General features: G+C 69.2%; 15 protein-coding genes. 6 read left to right on the top strand and 9 right to left on the bottom strand.

Annotated features, from left to right (window positions below; all coding sequences use genetic code 11):
- Nucleotides 1–100 precede the first annotated feature (100 nt).
- A complete protein-coding gene (locus ABZ345_RS31290; RefSeq protein WP_359856542.1) occupies nucleotides 101–532 on the top strand; it encodes a Rieske (2Fe-2S) protein in 432 nt (143 codons plus the stop codon).
- Nucleotides 533–555: 23 nt separating this feature from the next.
- Nucleotides 556–2,259, top strand: a complete 1,704-nt coding sequence (locus tag ABZ345_RS31285; protein WP_359856539.1) for a dihydroxy-acid dehydratase — start codon at nucleotides 556–558, stop codon at nucleotides 2,257–2,259.
- On the opposite strand, the gene ABZ345_RS31280 is transcribed toward ABZ345_RS31285, so the two are convergent.
- The 6 genes from ABZ345_RS31280 to ABZ345_RS31255 all read right to left on the bottom strand — a co-directional run bounded on the left by ABZ345_RS31280 (nucleotide 2,240) and on the right by ABZ345_RS31255 (nucleotide 5,877).
- Nucleotides 2,240–3,814 carry a hypothetical protein gene (locus ABZ345_RS31280; protein ID WP_359856536.1) on the bottom strand — a complete coding sequence of 525 codons (1,575 nt, stop codon included), beginning with the start codon at nucleotides 3,812–3,814 and terminating at the stop codon, nucleotides 2,240–2,242. The genes ABZ345_RS31285 and ABZ345_RS31280 overlap by 20 nt on opposite strands.
- Before the next feature lie 108 nt (nucleotides 3,815–3,922).
- Nucleotides 3,923–4,108, bottom strand: a complete 186-nt coding sequence (locus ABZ345_RS31275) for a zinc transporter Slc39a7 (protein WP_359856533.1) — start codon at nucleotides 4,106–4,108, stop codon at nucleotides 3,923–3,925.
- A gap of 57 nt (nucleotides 4,109–4,165) precedes the next feature.
- Nucleotides 4,166–4,687, bottom strand: coding sequence for a class F sortase (locus ABZ345_RS31270; RefSeq protein WP_359856530.1), 522 nt, complete (start codon nucleotides 4,685–4,687; stop codon nucleotides 4,166–4,168).
- Complete coding sequence (locus ABZ345_RS31265; protein ID WP_359856527.1) at nucleotides 4,687–5,421, bottom strand: DUF4397 domain-containing protein; 735 nt, start codon at nucleotides 5,419–5,421, stop codon at nucleotides 4,687–4,689. The genes ABZ345_RS31270 and ABZ345_RS31265 overlap by 1 nt, the downstream gene beginning before the upstream one ends.
- A 100-nt stretch (nucleotides 5,422–5,521) precedes the next feature.
- Nucleotides 5,522–5,650 carry an RlpA-like double-psi beta-barrel domain-containing protein gene (locus ABZ345_RS31260; protein ID WP_359856524.1) on the bottom strand — a complete coding sequence of 43 codons (129 nt, stop codon included), beginning with the start codon at nucleotides 5,648–5,650 and terminating at the stop codon, nucleotides 5,522–5,524.
- Entirely contained in the window at nucleotides 5,647–5,877 is a 231-nt protein-coding gene (locus ABZ345_RS31255) for a hypothetical protein (RefSeq protein WP_359856521.1), read from the bottom strand. Before ABZ345_RS31255 ends, ABZ345_RS31260 begins: the two co-directional genes overlap by 4 nt.
- A gap of 294 nt (nucleotides 5,878–6,171) precedes the next feature.
- Here ABZ345_RS31255 and ABZ345_RS31250 point away from each other — a divergent pair, with 294 nt between their 5' ends.
- Entirely contained in the window at nucleotides 6,172–8,931 is a 2,760-nt protein-coding gene (locus tag ABZ345_RS31250; protein WP_359856519.1) for a BTAD domain-containing putative transcriptional regulator, read from the top strand.
- Here ABZ345_RS31250 and ABZ345_RS31245 read toward each other — a convergent pair.
- Complete coding sequence (locus ABZ345_RS31245; protein ID WP_359856516.1) at nucleotides 8,913–10,016, bottom strand: nucleotide disphospho-sugar-binding domain-containing protein; 1,104 nt, start codon at nucleotides 10,014–10,016, stop codon at nucleotides 8,913–8,915. The genes ABZ345_RS31250 and ABZ345_RS31245 overlap by 19 nt on opposite strands.
- A 98-nt stretch (nucleotides 10,017–10,114) precedes the next feature.
- On the opposite strand from ABZ345_RS31245, the gene ABZ345_RS31240 reads away from it, so the two are divergent.
- From ABZ345_RS31240 to ABZ345_RS31230, 3 genes are read left to right on the top strand one after another with little or no spacing between them, the layout of a single operon-like run.
- Nucleotides 10,115–12,025, top strand: coding sequence for a PEP/pyruvate-binding domain-containing protein (locus ABZ345_RS31240; protein WP_359856513.1), 1,911 nt, complete (start codon nucleotides 10,115–10,117; stop codon nucleotides 12,023–12,025).
- The gene (locus ABZ345_RS31235) at nucleotides 12,022–13,191 is read left to right on the top strand and encodes an MFS transporter (protein WP_359856510.1); all 1,170 of its coding nucleotides are present in this window, start codon (nucleotides 12,022–12,024) and stop codon (nucleotides 13,189–13,191) included. Before ABZ345_RS31240 ends, ABZ345_RS31235 begins: the two co-directional genes overlap by 4 nt.
- Complete coding sequence (locus tag ABZ345_RS31230) at nucleotides 13,188–14,537, top strand: ATP-grasp domain-containing protein (protein WP_359856507.1); 1,350 nt, start codon at nucleotides 13,188–13,190, stop codon at nucleotides 14,535–14,537. The genes ABZ345_RS31235 and ABZ345_RS31230 overlap by 4 nt, the downstream gene beginning before the upstream one ends.
- On the opposite strand, the gene ABZ345_RS31225 is transcribed toward ABZ345_RS31230, so the two are convergent.
- The gene (locus ABZ345_RS31225; RefSeq protein WP_359856504.1) at nucleotides 14,512–15,261 is read right to left on the bottom strand and encodes a hypothetical protein; all 750 of its coding nucleotides are present in this window, start codon (nucleotides 15,259–15,261) and stop codon (nucleotides 14,512–14,514) included. The two genes, ABZ345_RS31230 and ABZ345_RS31225, sit on opposite strands and share 26 nt — an antisense overlap.
- A 24-nt stretch (nucleotides 15,262–15,285) precedes the next feature.
- Entirely contained in the window at nucleotides 15,286–16,410 is a 1,125-nt protein-coding gene (locus tag ABZ345_RS31220; protein WP_359856501.1) for a GAF domain-containing protein, read from the bottom strand.
- Nucleotides 16,411–16,511: the final 101 nt, after the last annotated feature.

Here is a 16,511-nt window from a genome sequence, read left to right as displayed (position 1 = left end):
TTCGGGATTCGCCTACGGGGTTGTGGAGGCTCGGCCTGCCACGCCAAGGTGAGAAAGCCGCCTCCGCCGTCTCAATTCGGCAGGAAGTGAGCGCTTCGAGATGGAGCTCCCGACCGATCCCACCACCGTCAGCCGCCGCTGCTTCATCGGTGGCTGTGCCGCGGCCGCGACCGTGATCACCGCCGGCACCGCTGCCGCCGCCTCCGACGTCCAGCCGTGCGGCAAGCTCCCGCCCGGCACCGTCCTCGCGAAGAAGGCCGACGTCCCGCTCAACGGCGGCGTGATCGTCTACTTCGACGACGAGACGTCCGTTGCCGTCGCGCAACCGAAGAAGGGCACGTACACGGCGTTCGACGCCAAGTGCACGCATCAGGGCTGCATGTGCAGCGAGGTCGACAAGAACCTGATCGTCTGCATGTGCCACGACAGCCGGTTCAGCTCGGTGGACGGCAAGCGCAAGAGCGGGCCGGCGAAGAAGCCGTTGCCGAAGATCAAGACGAAGATCAAGGGAGAGGACATCGTCGTGGCCTAGGCTCAGTGGCAGGGAGGCGCGCCGTGACACTTCGCAGCGAGCAGTGGTACGCAGGTCAGGACCGCAACGCCTACATCCACCGCGCCTGGATGCGTCGCGGCGCACCCTCCGACGCCTTCGCCAGACCGCAGATCGCCATCGCCAACACCGCCTCCGACCTCACGCCGTGCAACGCGCACCTCAACGAGATCGCGGCGTCGGTGTCGAACGGCGTGCACGAGGCGGGCGGCGTCCCGCTGAACCTGCCCGTGGTGTCGCTCGGCGAGACCAACGTCCGCCCGACCGCGATGCTGTGGCGCAACATGGCCGCGATGGCCGCCGAGGAGATGTTGCGCGCCAACCCCGTCGACGGCGTGGTGCTGCTCGGTGGGTGCGACAAGACGATTCCCGCATTGCTGATGGCTGCCGCGTCCGTCGACATCCCGGCGGTCGTGGTGCCGGGCGGGCCGATGCTGACCGGCACGTTCCGCGGTGTGCCGCTGGGTTGCGGCACGGACGTCTGGCGGCTGTCCGAGGAGGTGCGCGCCGGAACGTTGTCGCAGGAGGCGTTCGCCCGGTCCGAGTCCGCGATGATCCGCAGCCGCGGCCACTGCAACACCATGGGCACCGCCTCGACGATGGCACTGGTCGCCGAGGCGCTCGGCACGATCGTTCCCGGTGTGGCGGGCACTCCAGCGCCTGACAGCAGGCTGCTGGAGGCCTCGCACGGCACCGGACGCCTGATCGTCGAACTGATCGAGAAGGACCGCAGGCCAAGCACGTTCCTGACGAAGGCCAGCTTCCACAACGCGATCGTGGCGCTGGCGGCGATCGGCGGCTCGACGAACGCCGTGGTGCACCTGCTCGCGATCGCCGGGCGCCTCGGCGTCGACCTGACGCTGGACGACTTCGACCGCGTCGGCTCCGGCGTGCCGCTGCTGGTGGACCTCCAGCCCGCCGGCCGGTTCCTGATGGAGGACTTCCACCGCGCGGGCGGGCTTCTGGCCGTGCTGCGGGAGGTGCGGGACCTGCTCGACCCGACGGCGCTGAGCGTCACCGGCAATCCGCTCGTCGACTACCTGGACGACGCGCCAATCTGGGACCCCGAGGTAATTCGCGGCCGGGCCGAGCCGATCATCGCCGAGGGCGGCATCGCGGTGCTGCGCGGCAACCTCGCGCCGTCCGGAGCGTTGATCAAACCGGCCGCCGCGTCCGCGAACCTGTTGCAGCACCGCGGCAGAGCCGTCGTCTTCGACAGCATCGAGGACTTCCACGCCCGCGTCGACGACCCGGACCTCGACGTGGACGCGGACTCCGTGCTGGTGCTGCGCGGCTGCGGCCCGCGCGGCTATCCGGGCATGCCGGAGGTGTCGAACATGCCGCTGCCCAAGAAACTTCTGGAGCAGGGCGTGCGCGACATGGTCCGGATCTGCGACGGGCGCATGAGCGGCACCGCGTACGGCACGGTCGTGCTGCACGTGGCACCGGAAGCCGCCGCGGGCGGGCCGCTCGGCCTGGTCCGCACCGGCGACGTCATCGTGCTGGACGTCGAGAACCGCCGGATCGACGTGGAGGCACCGGATTTCGCCGAGCGCACACCGAGCGAGGCGATGGCGGCGGCGTTCGCGGCACCGAAGCGCGGCTGGGAGCGGCTCTACATCGACCACGTGCTGGGCGCCGACACCGGAGCCGACCTGGACTTCCTGGTCGGCTCCAGCGGCAGCGAGGTCACCCGCGAGTCCCACTAGTCGATGTCGTGGCGAGCCGGTCGACGACCTGGGCCTCGTACAGCGACTCCGGCACGAGCGGGCCGGTCTTGATCTCGATGCTGCCCCACGGCCCGGGGAAGTACGGCTGCGAGCGCCGCGTGCCCTCGTTGGACACGGCGTAGTTCTGCGCGGTCGGCGGCTTCTGGACGACCATTTCCTTGTTGTAGTCCCAGATCACCGAGTGCGCGGCGCCCCAGCCGTGTGACGTGCCGTAGTCGCCGCGGTTCATCAGCTTGGCCTGGCCGCTGCTGCTCACGACGTGGATGTTGTCGAACAGCAGGCCCTGGCTCCACCGCCGGTGCGCCTCGGCGTCGCCACCGTCCACTGTGGATCGGGTCCACACGACGCCCGCGACGGAGTTGGCGCCGTTGCTGACGAACGCGTGCCGCGCCTTCGAGGCGTGCACGCCGGTGAACAGGATCAGGTGCGAGTTGCCGTTGGCCGCGAAGTTGTACATGCGGCCGCCCGTGCGGATCGCGACCGGGTCGGTGGCCTGCGAGTCCTTCACGGTGATGCGCACCGACCGTTCGGTGACGACGCCCGCATAGCCGAAGTAGCGGGTCTTGACCGACCGCACCCAGCTGTCGTCCGCCCCGAACACGCCGATCGCGTTCCAGGCGTGGTTCTCGTCCTCGCCGCCCTTGGTCTCGACGTCGACCCGCAGACTCTCCACTCCGGACTCGGTGACGAGGTTCCGCGCGGTCACCGGCGCGACCGTGGAAACAGCCAAAGACCTGTCGAGGTGGTTGTAAATCGGGGCGTCGAACGTCAGCGTGCGTCCGTCGATCGCCTTGATCCGGCGCACCCAGTTCAGATCCATCGACCCGGCCGTCCACTTGGGAGAGTTCACGGTGCCTCCGCCGCCGACCGCGTCGATCCACTTCTGCGACGACGGGTGCTTGACCATCACCTCCTGGCCGGCCTTGAACCGGGTGGGATCCACGACCTCCAGGCTCAACGACCCGACCTGCACGAACGGCGTCGTGACCTCGGTGGCCGAACCGGTCGTCCACGGCGTCTTCGAGTCGCTGCCGAGCACGACGATCGTGCGCTGGTGCGGTGCGTCACCCCGGCCGTACAACGTGGTGGCGTCACCGGATCCACGCAGCACCACGCCGCTCTGCCTGATCCGCACGATGCCGCGGATCTCGTACTTGCCGGCGGCGAGCTTGACCGCGCCGCGATGCCCGTTCGCGTCGGGCGTGCGGGCGCCGACCTGGTCGAGAGCCTGCTGGACGTGCGCGGTGTTGTCACCGGCGACCGGGCTGATCGTGACGACGTCCGGCACGCTCGGAAGCGGCCTCTCGCCGTAGTGGTAGCCGACGTAGCTGAAGTCCGGCACGCGGTTGCCGTCCTTGTCGGACGCGTACTTCAGCTTGCCGTTCGCTCCGTACGAGACGTGTGCGGACGACCACTCGCCCGCCTGGTGCGCGGGTGGGTACTTGCCGCAGAACTCCTGCCAGCACGCCGGCGCCGCGTGCGCCACCGGTGTCACGCCGGCCAGAACTACGAGCGTGACGAGGACTTTCGCCATTCGGGACACTGCACTGCTCCTGCCGCCTCGACGATGATGGCGGCAGAGGGGGCAAGGGTAGCGGCCGGCGGTCCCGTTCGGCGGACCGCGGCGCTCCCGTTGCGGTACTCAGGCGTGGGAGTGCCGGTGTTCTTCGGGATGGTCGGCGTCGTGCACGTGGGCGTGTGAGTGCGTTTCGCCGTCGTGCGTGTGCTCGTGCTGGTGCTCGACGTGCGAGTGCTCATGCGACTCGTGCGGATGCGTGTGGGTCACGTCGCCGTGGCTGTGCTCGTGAGAGTGCACTCCGTTGGTCATGCCCGGATGCTGGCACGGACCGCTCCGACGTGCAGTTGTTGCAACTTTCTTGCTGTTTCAGGCTTTCAGCACCGCTTCCACGATCAGGTTGTCGCGGTAACTGCCCGCGACGCGGTCGAAGTCGCCGCCACACGTCACCAGGCGCAGCTCGGACAGCGGCGTCGGCCCGTAGACGACGGCGCTCGGGAACGCGGTCTTCTGGGTGGAGTAGCTGTGGTGCACGACGAACGTGAGCTCGCTGCCGTCCTTGCGCTTCACCAGGACCTCGGCGCCGGGCTTCAGTTCCGGCAGCCGGAAGAACACGCCCGGTCCGGTCTTCGAGTCGACGTGCCCGGCGATCACGGCGGGTCCGGCGTCGCCGGGTGGTACGCCCTTGGCGTACCACCCGGCCTTGTCCGAGCGCGTGGGCGGTTCCAGCACACCGGCGGAGTCGACCTTCAAGGACTCCAGCGACGTCTCCACACCGATCGACGGGATCCGGACGGTCACGGGATCCGGGACGGAGCCGGCCCCCGGATCCTTCACGATGTAGATCAGCGCGACCAGGATCGCCGCGCCCATCACGAGCTTGCCCTTCATCAGCCGAACCGGAAGAGCCTGCCGCGCACCGAGAACATCGCGAGCCCCACGATGAGCGCGATGACCAGCGCGGTGACCCAGTCCCAGCCGCCCGCCATGCCGCCGAAGCCGGTTTCCTGACCGCCGCCGGGCACGACCTGGGCGCCCTTGGCGTCCGTGCGCAGCTCGATGCGGCGCGCGCTCACCAGCAGCGTGTAGACCGCGCCGGACTCGAGCGTCGCCTCCAGGCGGGTGGACTCCTTGCCGCGCTGGGTGATCTGCAGGGCGTCCGAGCCGGGCAGCATCACCACGTAACCGGTGGTGGAGCCCGCCTGGACGTTGCGGTGCACGAAGACGCTGCCGCGCAGGACGTCCATCTCGGCGTCACCGGCGTTGAGGACGCGCAACCGCGCCTGGCCGTTGGGAGGAAGGCTGACGTCGTCCTCGAGCACCTTCATCGAGGACGCCAGGTCGATGACCGTGTACGCCTTGCCCAGGGCGGCCTTGACCAGCACGGACCTCAGCACCGGCGAGCCGGGGTCCGTGCGGAACTCGACGACGTGGTCCCCCGGCTCGACGAGGCGGTAGTCGTAGAGCTGGGCGTAGTCGAGAGTGCCGAGCTTGACGCCGTCGAGCGTGACGTCGACGCGGGCCTGGTCCATCGAGAAGTGCCCGAGGCGCAGGTACGTGCCCGACGCGGCGTGCGCCGGGGTCGCCGAGAACAGCAGCAGCAACACGACAGCGAGCACTCGCACGCGGACCTCCCCTCACCGGACGCGTCAACGATAACGCGGCTGATCACAGTCCGGTGAGGTTCGGTCGCCCGCCAAGACCCGGCACCTCGCCCACGAGGCGTCAGATGAAGTCCCAGCTCACCTTGACCCGTCCCTCGTCGAGACGGCCGATCTTCCGGAACGCGGCGGGGCTGAGGTCGATGTCACCGCTGGCACAGCCCACGCATCTGTCCGTGACCTTGGCGGTCACCGTCTGACCGCCAAGGTCACGAGGATCTCGGCGCCGCAGCCGTGCTCGTCGAACGCGGCGGCCGGCACGCTGGCCGTGTCCTCGAACAGCGGCGGCAGGAGGCCGCAGGTGGTCGCGAGTGGGACGAAGACTCCCGCCGTACCGGTGGTGAGGGCCGACGCGGACGGCACCAGGGACACGACGAAAACGGCCGCCAGAGTCACACCCAGAATTTTCTTCCCACGCATGAGCGATCTCCTCGATCGGTGATCTATGCATTGACTGAGGGCAGACAATCCTCCGCCACCACCGAGTCATCCGCCATTTGAGGAATACTCACGAGTATTGCTCACAAAATTCTTGAACGCGTCGATCCAGCCTCCCCACCTGGCAATAAGCCCAGATGGCGCCCTCTTGGAACATTCATGGACCCAGACTGGAGCAATTCCTAATCCAACGAGCCTGCATTCCTAAATTCAATCTGCAGCCGTTTGCGAAATCGGAGTGCGTCTCAGCTGGCGACTTCGGCTACCCTTCGCCGGGTGCGGGTCAGCATTCGCGTTCTGGGCGCGTTCGAGGTGCGAATCGACGACACGACGGTCGATGTCGGCGGCCCGACACAGCAGGCGCTTCTGGCGGTTCTCGCGTCCAAGGTCGACGCTCCGATGGCGACCGACGAGATCGCCTCGGCGCTGTGGGGTGCGCGGCTGCCCGCCCGGCACCGCCAGCAGGTGCAGAAGCGCGTGCACATGCTGCGCGCCCGGCTGGGTGCGGAGGTCGTGACCACCGACGGCGACGGCTACCGGCTGTCCTGCTCGACCGATCTGCACGAGTTCACGCACCGGCTGTCGCACGCCCGTGCGCTGCGAGCCGGTCAAGACCTCGGCGAGGCCGCCACTGCCTACCGCTCGGCGCTGGCGTTGTGGCGCGGACCGGCGCTGGACGGCCTCGCGCGGCTGCCCGAACTGGCCGCGCGCCTCGACGACCTGCGCGGACAGGCGACGTCCGAACACCAGGAACTGGGCCACCCGAGCCGGGCCGCGCTGCCGCTGGAGTCCCGTACGTTCGTGGGGCGGGTGGGTGAGCTGGCGGCGTTGACGGGCCCGTTGTCGCTGGTCACCGGCCCGCCGGGGGTCGGGAAGACGGCGTTGGCGATCCGCTGGGCGCACCGCGCGGACTTCCCCGACGGCAAGTTCTACCTGAACCTGCACGGCTTCGACGCCGAGTCGCCCGTCTCGCCGGACGAGGCACTGCGGTCACTGCTGCGCGCGCTCGGGGTGCAACAGGTGCCGCGCGAGCTGGATGACCAGGTGGCGCTGTACCGCAGCCTGCTCGCGGGCCGGCGCGTGCTGGTGGTGCTGGACAACGCCTCCAGCGAGGACCAGGTCCGGCCTCTGCTGCCCGCCGACCCGTCGTGCGCGGCCGTCGTGACCAGCCGCAACGACCTGCGTGGCCTCGTCGCGCTGAACGACGCGCACCGGCTGGCGCTCGAAGTGCTGAGCCCGTCCGACGCCTGCGCGTTGGTGGAGTCCCTGACCGGCAGCAGCGACAACGCGTCGGAACTCGCGCGGCTGTGCGGCTACCTGCCGCTGGCGTTGCGCGTGGCGGCGACGAGCCGGGCGCCGATCAGCGACGCCGTGACCGCGCTGGCGAACGCCCCGCTCGTGACCGCGGCGTTCGAGTTCTCCTACCGCGCCCTGGACGGCACGGCCGCTCGCCTGTTCCGGCTGCTCGGCCTGGTCCCGCGCCCGTCGTTCACCCCGCGCGCGGCCTCGGCGTTGCTGGGCATGGACGCCGGCTCCGCGCTGGCCGAGCTCGAACGCGCGAGCCTCGTCGAACGCCACCGCCGGCACCGCTACCGCATGCACGACCTGTTGCATGCCTACGCCCGTGACCTCGCAACCGCTGAGCTCGACGCACTCCCCCGGTTGCTCGACCACTACCTGCAGACCACGGACGCGGCCAGCGACCTGGTCACGCCCCAGATGATCCGCCGGCCGCGCCCGACCGCCGTCACGTTCGACACTCGCGCCGACGCCGCCGAGTGGCTCGACGACGAGTACGAGAACGTGCTCGCCGCCGCCTTGGCCAGCCCGCCCGGCCGCACGTGGCAGCTCGCCGACGCGCTGCGCCGCCACCTCTGGCTGATGGGCCACTTCACGCAGTCGCTGCGCCTGTTCTCCACGGGCCTGGCCGCCGCGGTCGCCGAGCAGGACCTGGTGGGTCAGGCGACCATGCACTCCGCCGCCGGCACCGCGCACATGGCCGACGACGCCGCGCTCGCCGCCACCGAGTTCAGGACGGCCGCCGACCTCTACGGCCAGGCCGGCGACTCGGCCGGCCGCTTCTACGCCCTGCACAACGTCTCCCGGTGCACCGGCATGCGCGGCCAGGTCCGCGAGACCCTCGCCGTCCTGCGCTCTGCTCTCCCCCTGGCCACGACCCCGCGGCAGCATGCCGACCTGCGCACCAGCATGGCCATCACCCTCGGCTACGCGGGCAGGCTCCACGACGCGTTGCGGTGCCACGAAGAAGAACTGCACTACCGCGGCGAAACCGACGAGACCGCCCTGCAGCCCGCGACGATGCTGTCCATCTGCTTCGTCACGCGCCAGCTGGGCCGGTTGGACCGCTCAGCCGCCATGCTCGCCCGCCTCGAGAAGCTGGCGTCCGGAACCGGCGACTCCGTGTGGCGTCTGCACGCTCTGGCCACTCGTGCCTCCCTGGCCCGGGACACGGGCGAGACCGCCTCCGCTCTCGCCGCGCTCGACGAGCTGCTGCCGCTCTCGACCAGCCCGTCCACCCAGCCTTTCGCTCCCGCCGCCTACATGACGCTGGGGCAGCTCCAGTCCCACGCCGGCCGGCACTCGCTCGCCCTCACCACGCTGCTGAAGGCCTCCCAGCTCGCCGACTCCCTGCAGTACGCACAGCTGGCGCCGGGAATCCTCGTCGACCTGGCCCGCGTCCACCTCAGCCTCGGTTCGCTCGACGCCGCCCGCGACCACGCCTCGCGCGCCTTCGACCTCGCCTCCGACCTCGGCCTGCTGGCTCACCAGGGACGTGCCCTCGTCACGCTCGCGCACCTGGGTTCGCGGTCTCTCGCCGCTCAGGCCCTCGAGCTGCACCAGGAGTCAGGCTTCCTGCTCGGCCAGGCGGAGGCACATCTCGCGCTGGGTGTGGACGACCAGGCTGGGGCGATCTTCGCCCTGTTCACGGGCTGCGCGGACCACGCACCGGCCGGGGTGCTGACCGGCCGGCCGTGTCATCGGTGCGCTGATGCGGCTCAGGTGCCCGTCGGCTGACAGGCCACCAGGCCTTCCAGCCGGCGCGCGACGGCGGCCACGGACGGCATCTCGGCGATCTCCGCCGCCACCTCGCGAGACGCGGCCAGCAACTCCGCGTCGGTGAGCAAGCGCGAGATCAGCTCCGCGTCGACGTCGGCACCGCGCGCCTCGATGCCCGCGCCACGCGAGTGCACCGCCGACGCCGCGGCGAAGCGGTCCGAGCCGTCGGGCAGTACGAGCTGCGGGACACCGCAGGCCAGGGCCGCCAGCGCGGTGCCGGAGCCGCCGTGGTGGATGACGGCGTCGGAGGTGCGGACGAGGGCGTCCCACGGGACCCAGCCGCAGGGCGTCACGTTGGGCGGCAGGTCGCCCAGCGAGCTGATGTCCATGTCGCCCATGACCAGGACGAACTCGGCCGGCACGGAGGCAGCCGCGGTGACCACGCGGTCCAGGGTCGAGAAGCCGCCCACCTTGGGCGGCACGGTTCCGAGCGTGACGGAGATCCGCGGGCCGGAGCGGGGTGGAACCACGCCGGTTCCGGTGTAGGCGCCGGGACGCAGTGGCCAGCCGCGGGACGTGCCGCCGACCATGGACGGCGGGGCGACGTCCAGGGACAGGACCTCGCCCATCGGGACGGCCATGTGTTTGGTCATTACGGCGTGCAGCGGCGCGATGTCGGTGAAGCCCAGATCGTGGCGCACCGCCGGGACGCCCAGCAGGGTCGCGGCCGCGGCGGCCGCGGGAAACAGGTACTCGTAGACCACCAGATCGGGGCGCCAGGACGAGGCGAACGCGGCGACGCTCTCGGCCACCTCGCCGTTGACCAGGGCGGCCAGGGCGACGAAGGCCTCGCGGTCCGCCGAGTTGGTCTCCACGGTGCGGGCCATCTCCACCGGCAACCGCGCGGCGCCCAGGGAGCGGATGGTGCGGCGCCAGTCGACGCCCGGCGCGGGGCAGGCGAACGGCAGGTCGGCCACCAGGGACTCGGCCCCGTCCAGGGAGGTGACGACCACCTCGTGACCGGCATCGCGCAGAGCGTGGGCCAGCGGGATCAGCGGGAACAGATGGCCGGCGGCGGGAACACCGCCGAACAAGACGCGCATGACAGGGATTGTCACTTCTTGACAGAGTTGAGACAAGGAAATCGGCCAGCTGAGACGTTTGTGGCCACGACAGCAAACACGAGGGTATCTTTCGGCGCGTGCAAGCACCTGCGCTGATCGGTGAACGGCTCACGCTCTCGGCATTCACGCAGCTGTCCGGAACATTGGGCGGCTATCGGTTCGTGAAGCTCGTGGTCGACCGGGAGACCGGGCTGATCCACTTCATGGACAGCCGGGAGAACCTCTTTCACGTCAAGTACATCGCCGCGCACATCCTGCACATGCCGCCTGACGAGCTGGAACGCCGGCTCGACGAGATCAATTTCGAGGTCTACCACCGCGTGGACCGCAGGTTCTGCCTGGGCATCCTCGCGCTGCACGACCAGAGGTTCTTCTCGCTCGAAACGGTCGAAGCGGACACCATGACGGCCGAAATGCTGCAGTACTTCTACGACGAGGTGCGCGCGAACGTCGACCAGAGCGTGCCGATCCTGCTGAAACCGGCTAATCACCTGCAGGAAAGTCACGTGGCGAAAATTCCGAAAGACGTCCTGCCCCGCATCCTCAGTTATGAGCTTTTCTCAACCAATGAGTTCGTGCCGCTCAACCCCGGAACCGCCGAAGGAAGACTGAGGATCTTCCGCACGGAGCAGGAGTACGAGGAGAACCAGCTCGCCTGGCACGACATCATCGTGATGGCGAAGGTGCCCGACGACATTCCGCGCTTGACAGGCGTTGTCAACTCCGAGCACACCACGCCGCTGTCGCACACCAACGTCCTGGCGAGCGGCTGGGGCATCCCGAACGCCATCCAGCTGCGCGCCGTCGACGACCTCGCGCACCTCAACGGCCGCTGGGTCCGCTACACCGTCGACCCCGACGCGACCAAGATCGGTGTCGAGCCGATCGAGCAACCCGACACGCGCAAGCCCGCGTGGCTCGCCACCCGCGTCACCATGGACGAGCCGGACCTGAACAACGACAGGATCGCCGACCTGCGAGACCTCCGGTGGCGCGACAGCACCAGGTACGGCACCAAGGCCGCGAACCTCGGCGAGCTCAACGAGGTCGCGAAGAACGGCTCCACCCGCTGGCTCGGCTTCTACCGCATCCCGAGGCCGCCCCGCGAGAACCTCCTGCCCTACCTCGAACAGCTCCTCGGCACCGACGACCTCGACGAGGGCGCGAAAGCCCTGTTCAGGGACCACATCCGCATCCCGCGCGGCATCGCGCTGCCGTTCTCGCTGCACCAGCGCTTCCTGGAAGCCAGCCCGCGCCTGCAGCAGGCCATCGGCAAGCTCAAGCTCGCCCTCGAGCTCGACGCCCCGCAGACCGACGCCCAGTGCGTCGAACTGCAGCACCTGATCCGCACCGCGAAGTTCCCCGACGCGCTGCTCACCGAGATCGACGACGCGATCATCAGGCACCTCTCCGGCGTCAGCACGTTCGTCGTCCGCAGCTCGTCCAACGCCGAGGACCTCGCCGGGTTCTCCGCCGCCGGCATCTACGAGTCGGTCACGCACGTCAGCGACGCGCGCGGAATCCTCAGCAGCGTCAAGAAGGTCTGGGCGAGCCTCGTCAACGCCCGGAGCACCCTCCTGCGCAAACAGGCCGGGATCGCCCTCGACGACGCCTACATGGGTGTGATCATCCAGGAGCAGGTGCCGTCCGACCGAGGCGGCGTCATGGTCACGACGAACCCGTTGAACCGCAACGACTTCCGCAACGTCTACATCAACGTCGCCGGCAAGGTCACCGACGTCGTCGACGGCGAGGCCCAGCCGTCGCAGTACCTGTTCAACACGGTCGAGGGCGGTGGCCGCACGGTCGCGCTGGGCGAGTCCGATGTGGACGAGGAAACCAAGCAGCAGCTGCAGAAACTGGCAACGGCGGGACGTCTGCTGCAGTCCCACTTCTCCCCCGACTACACCTTCAGCCAGCCCGTCGACATCGAGTGGGCCGCCGACAAGAACCACGTGCACCTGCTGCAGCTGCGTCCGTACGCATGACGGTCATCCGCCTGTACAAGGGCTATCAGCTGTTCAACGGTTTGCTGCTGTGGTTGCCGATCTTCTACCTGTACCAGCGCGACATCGGCCTGACAGACCAGCAGATCTTCGGCATCCAGGCCATCTACTACGTCGCGTTCTGCCTGCTCGACGTGCCCACCGGCGTGCTCGCGGACCGCTTCGACTACCGCAGGTTCCTGCAGCTCGGCGCCATCACGCTGACGGCCGCGAACCTGATCCCGGTCTTCGTCCAGAACTACTGGGGCTTCCTCACCCACTTCCTGCTGATCGCGCTCGCCTACTCGTTCACGTCCGGCGCCGGCAGCGCGTACGTCTACGAGTACCTGCACCGCACCGGTCAGGACGCCCTCTACAAGCAGGCGGAAGGTAGCGCCCGCGCCTATAGTCTCACCGGACGCGTCGTGGCCCTGCCCGCCGCCGGTGTCCTGATGCAGTGGCAGTTCACCTCGCCGTACTGGCTCTCGGCGGCCGCCACACTGATCGCACTCGGCATCGCCCTCAAGCTCCCGCCATTGCCGCCCGGCGAGCACCACCACGAGAAGCTCGCCGTCAGACGAGCCTTCGCCACCCTCAAACGCGACCACTACCTGGTGCTGCTGATGGTCCAGGGCGTCGCGATCTTCACCCTGGTCCGCATCCTCCAGGCCAACCTCTTCCAGCCGGTGCTGGACGCCAAACACCTGCCGGTAGCGGGTTTCGGCGTGCTCATGGCCGTCACCACGCTGTTCGAGGCGCTGGGAGCGGCCCGCCCGAACCTCATCCGCCGAGCCATGAGCGACCTGCGCGCGGTCTTCGTGCTCACCACCGTGATGGCGGTCTGCCTCGCGCTGCTCGCACCGGCAGGGCTCGTCGCCACCATCGCCTGCCTGTGTGTGTTCTCGCTCGCCACCGGCCTGTCGTTCCCGGTCCAGCGACAGCTCGTCAACGACGCCATCACCGACCCCCGCAGCCGCGCCACGCTGCTGTCCATCGAGTCGCTGATCGACCGGGCGGTGTGCTCGCTGGTCATCTTCCTGCTCGGCGGCTACCTCGCCCGCGGCGCCATGAACGACTTCCTGGTCCACGCGGCGGCGGGGACGGTGCTGCTGATGGTCGTCGTCGCGCTGTCGATCCATTTCGTCCGCACGAAGGAGCGCTCCGGATGAGCAAGATCCTCTACTTGTACGTCAAGGGCGGCCCGCCTCCGGAGCACTCGTTCCCGCGCATCGCCGCGAAAGGCGAGCTGCACGTCCTGGCGCTCATGCCGGTTCCCGAAGCAGCACAACAGTTCTGCACCGGCATCGTCGACGCTCCGGACGCGCCGCGCGGTGAAGAGCTCGTGGAGTTCGTCGCCCAGCACGCGAAAGCGATCGGCGCGGACGCGATCATCACGTTGTCCGAGTTCGCCGTGTTGCTCGTCGCCTGCGTCGCGGACCGCCTCGGCCTCGCAGGCGCGGGCCCGAACCTGGTGCGAGCACGCGACAAACGGCTGATGCGCGAGACCTGGCAGCGGGCGACCGTGCCGATCCCGAACTTCCGCCGCGTCGAGTCCGAGGCAGACCTCCACAACGCGCTCGCCGAACTGACTCCACCCGTGCTCCTCAAACCGGCCTGGGGCGCCGGTTCCGTGGCGCAACTGGTGCTCCACGCCCACACCGACGTGAAGGAAGCGTGGGCGGAAGTCGCCGAGGCGCTCAAGCTCGGCAGCCAGGTGGGCATGAACGAGCTGTACGCCCAGGACACCGACGGCGACCTCCTCGTCGAGGAGATCTTCAGCGGCACCACGGAAGGCTGGTATCCGGGGCCGGGCCACGGCGACTACGTCAGCGTCGAGGGAATCGTCGCGAACGGCGTCTACCAGCCGTTGTGCATCACGGCCAGACTGCCGGCGATCCCGCCGTTCACCGAGGTCGCGAGCACCGCCCCGTGCACCCTGCCCGACCACCTCCAGCGCCGCATCGAGGAGGTCTCCCGCGACGCCGTCAACGCGCTGCAGCTCGACACCTGCGGCACCCACACCGAAATCAAGCTGGGCAAGGACGGCTCGCTCACGCTGATCGAGACCGGCGCGCGGTTCGGCGGCGTGATGATCACCAGGGAGATCGAGGAGGTCTTCGGCATCGACCCGATCGGCATGCTCGTCGACCAGCTCCTCGGCCGCGAGGTCTTCTACCCGGCCCAGATGCTCATCACAGCAGGCCGGGCGGCCGCGTCGGTCGCGGTCATCCCGACGAACGCCGCGGGTGAACCGTGGAGCACGCAACCGTTGTGGCGCCCCGACGACGTCGACTGGTCCGCGATCGTGACGCCAGGCACCGAGCTGGAGGAGATCCCGGCCTTCTCGATGCCGGTCGGCGAACCGGTGCCGGTCTACGACCCCAGCGGCGGATCCCGGAACTGGCTGGGCCTGTTCGTGGTCACCGCCCCGGACGCCCACCAGCTGCACCGCGACTGCCACGCGATCCTGAACGGCCTGGAGGCAGGGCTCAACTCCGTGAGTGCTGATCGGTGACGTCCTGCCCGTCCGGCAGCACCGCGAACAGGTCCACCGGCGTCCGCAACGACACCATCTCGGTGCGGTGCAAGCGTTTCAGCTGGTCGCGGGCAACGGAGACCTCCTGCCGGGCAGCGAGGAGCACGAGCACCGGCACCGCGCCCTGGGACACGTGCGCACCGACTCGTTCGGCGTTGCCGCGCCCGAACTTGAGCACCTTCCCGTACCGCACCAGGTAAAGGAGGTTCTCCTCGCCGCGCGAGTGCTTGAGCTGCACCACCTCGCCGGTCTCGGCGTTACTCCCCCACGTCCCGTGCGACTTCGTCAACCACCGGAACGCGGTCCACGGCAACCCGTGCATGTCGGTGGCGAGCACGGTCCAGCCCGGCTGGAAGTACTTCGCGAGCCGGATCTTCACGGTCGTCGCGGCGATGAACTCCGAGTTCTCGCGCCAGGAACCCTCGAGCTCCAGCCGGTGCGCGATCTTCTGCGCGGCCGGATCCGGCACGGACCTGTCGTCCAGGCAGACCAGGCACCGCGTCCTCAGGCCGACCCCGCACGAGCGCGCGACACCGCACCAGCCGCACTGGTAGATCTGCACGGCCGCGCCACCGGGCCGGTCGTGCAGGAGCTTCATCTGGTCCGACACGACCTGCAGGCACGGCGTGCACAAGGCACACCACGCGACCTCGGTGACCTCCTTGCGCGGCAACCGGGTCATGCAGTTGATGCACTGCTTCACTTTCGCCCTCCCCCGCGGGGAAGCCTATTCCAGCGCCCTTCGCAGGCGCGAGGAGACAAGAGCATGACGGGGATCTGTGACCGGAAGCAGCAGGTGCAGGCGTTCGAGCACCTCGGCGTCCTCCCCGCTGTCCGCGAACGACAGCAACGAGTCGGCGTCTCCGGTGTCCAGCACACCTCGGCGCACCGCGGCGGCGAGGTCCGCTCGTTCTTCTCTCACAACAGGTGCGTCCGAACGGGGCAGCAGCTCGCCGCTGTAGTGCCGGGTGGCTCTTCTGGCGTCGCCTGACCGCAGCGCCGTGCGCACGTCCAGGAAGTCGCCCCGCACCACCGCGTCCAGCCGGTACGGCCTGGTGAGCAGCACTCCACCGAGCTGAGCCCGCAACCTGTGCAGCTCAGCCCGGACCGTGGTCGGGTTCCCCCGTTCACCATAGAGCAGCAATGCGAGTTGTTCAGCCGTGAGTCCCTTGGGGTGCAGCGCGAGCGCGGTCAGCACCTCCGCGTTGCGCAACGTCAGGACCAGCGGCCGTCCGTCGAGGTCCGCGTGCGGCCCGCCGAGGAAGTTCAACGTCAGCACGTGCTGACGTGGCACGAAATGCTGCTGCAGGTGGTGTTCGGCCAGTCGAGCGGCGGCCGACACGAGCTGCGCCACGGCCGGGTGCATGGTCTTCAGCGGCCCGCTCACGTCGACCACGCCCAGCAGCAGCCCGCTGTGGGGGTCGTGGATAGGGCTCGCCGCGCACGTCCAGCCGTGGTAGGTCCGCACGAGGTGCTCGCGCGAGTGCACGGTGACGGGCTTGCCGGTGGCGAGAGCCGTCCCCATCGCGTTGGTGCCGATGGCGTCCTCGCTCCAGCGCGAGCCCTCGGTGAGGTGGACGCGTTCGGCGCGGTGCCGCACCCCGTTGTCGCCCTCGCACCACAGGATGTGCCCGCGGGTGTCGGTGACGATCATGATCGTGTCGTCCATCGACAGCGTGTGCTTGAGCAGCGGCAGCGTCGACGCCAGCGGGTGCGTGCCCCGCAGGTCCGCGATCTCGTCCGGCCCGTACACCACCGGTGCCTCGTGCCGGTCCGGGTCGACGCGCGCGGCGAGGGACCGCCGCCACGACTCGGCGATCACCGGCCGTGCTGCCTCGCCGACGTCCGTCACCTCTCCAGGATGACGGGCCTTCTGCCACACACCGTTACTCCTTTCGGATGCAACGAAGGTGAAACGTCGCATTACTTAGCGTCGCCCATCGGTTCGCAACG

The organism is Lentzea sp. NPDC005914, assembly GCF_040629405.1.
Taxonomy (GTDB): Bacteria; Actinomycetota; Actinomycetes; order Mycobacteriales; family Pseudonocardiaceae; genus Lentzea.
Note: the sequence above shows the minus strand (reverse complement) of the source record. Positions and strands in the feature narration are given on the sequence as shown.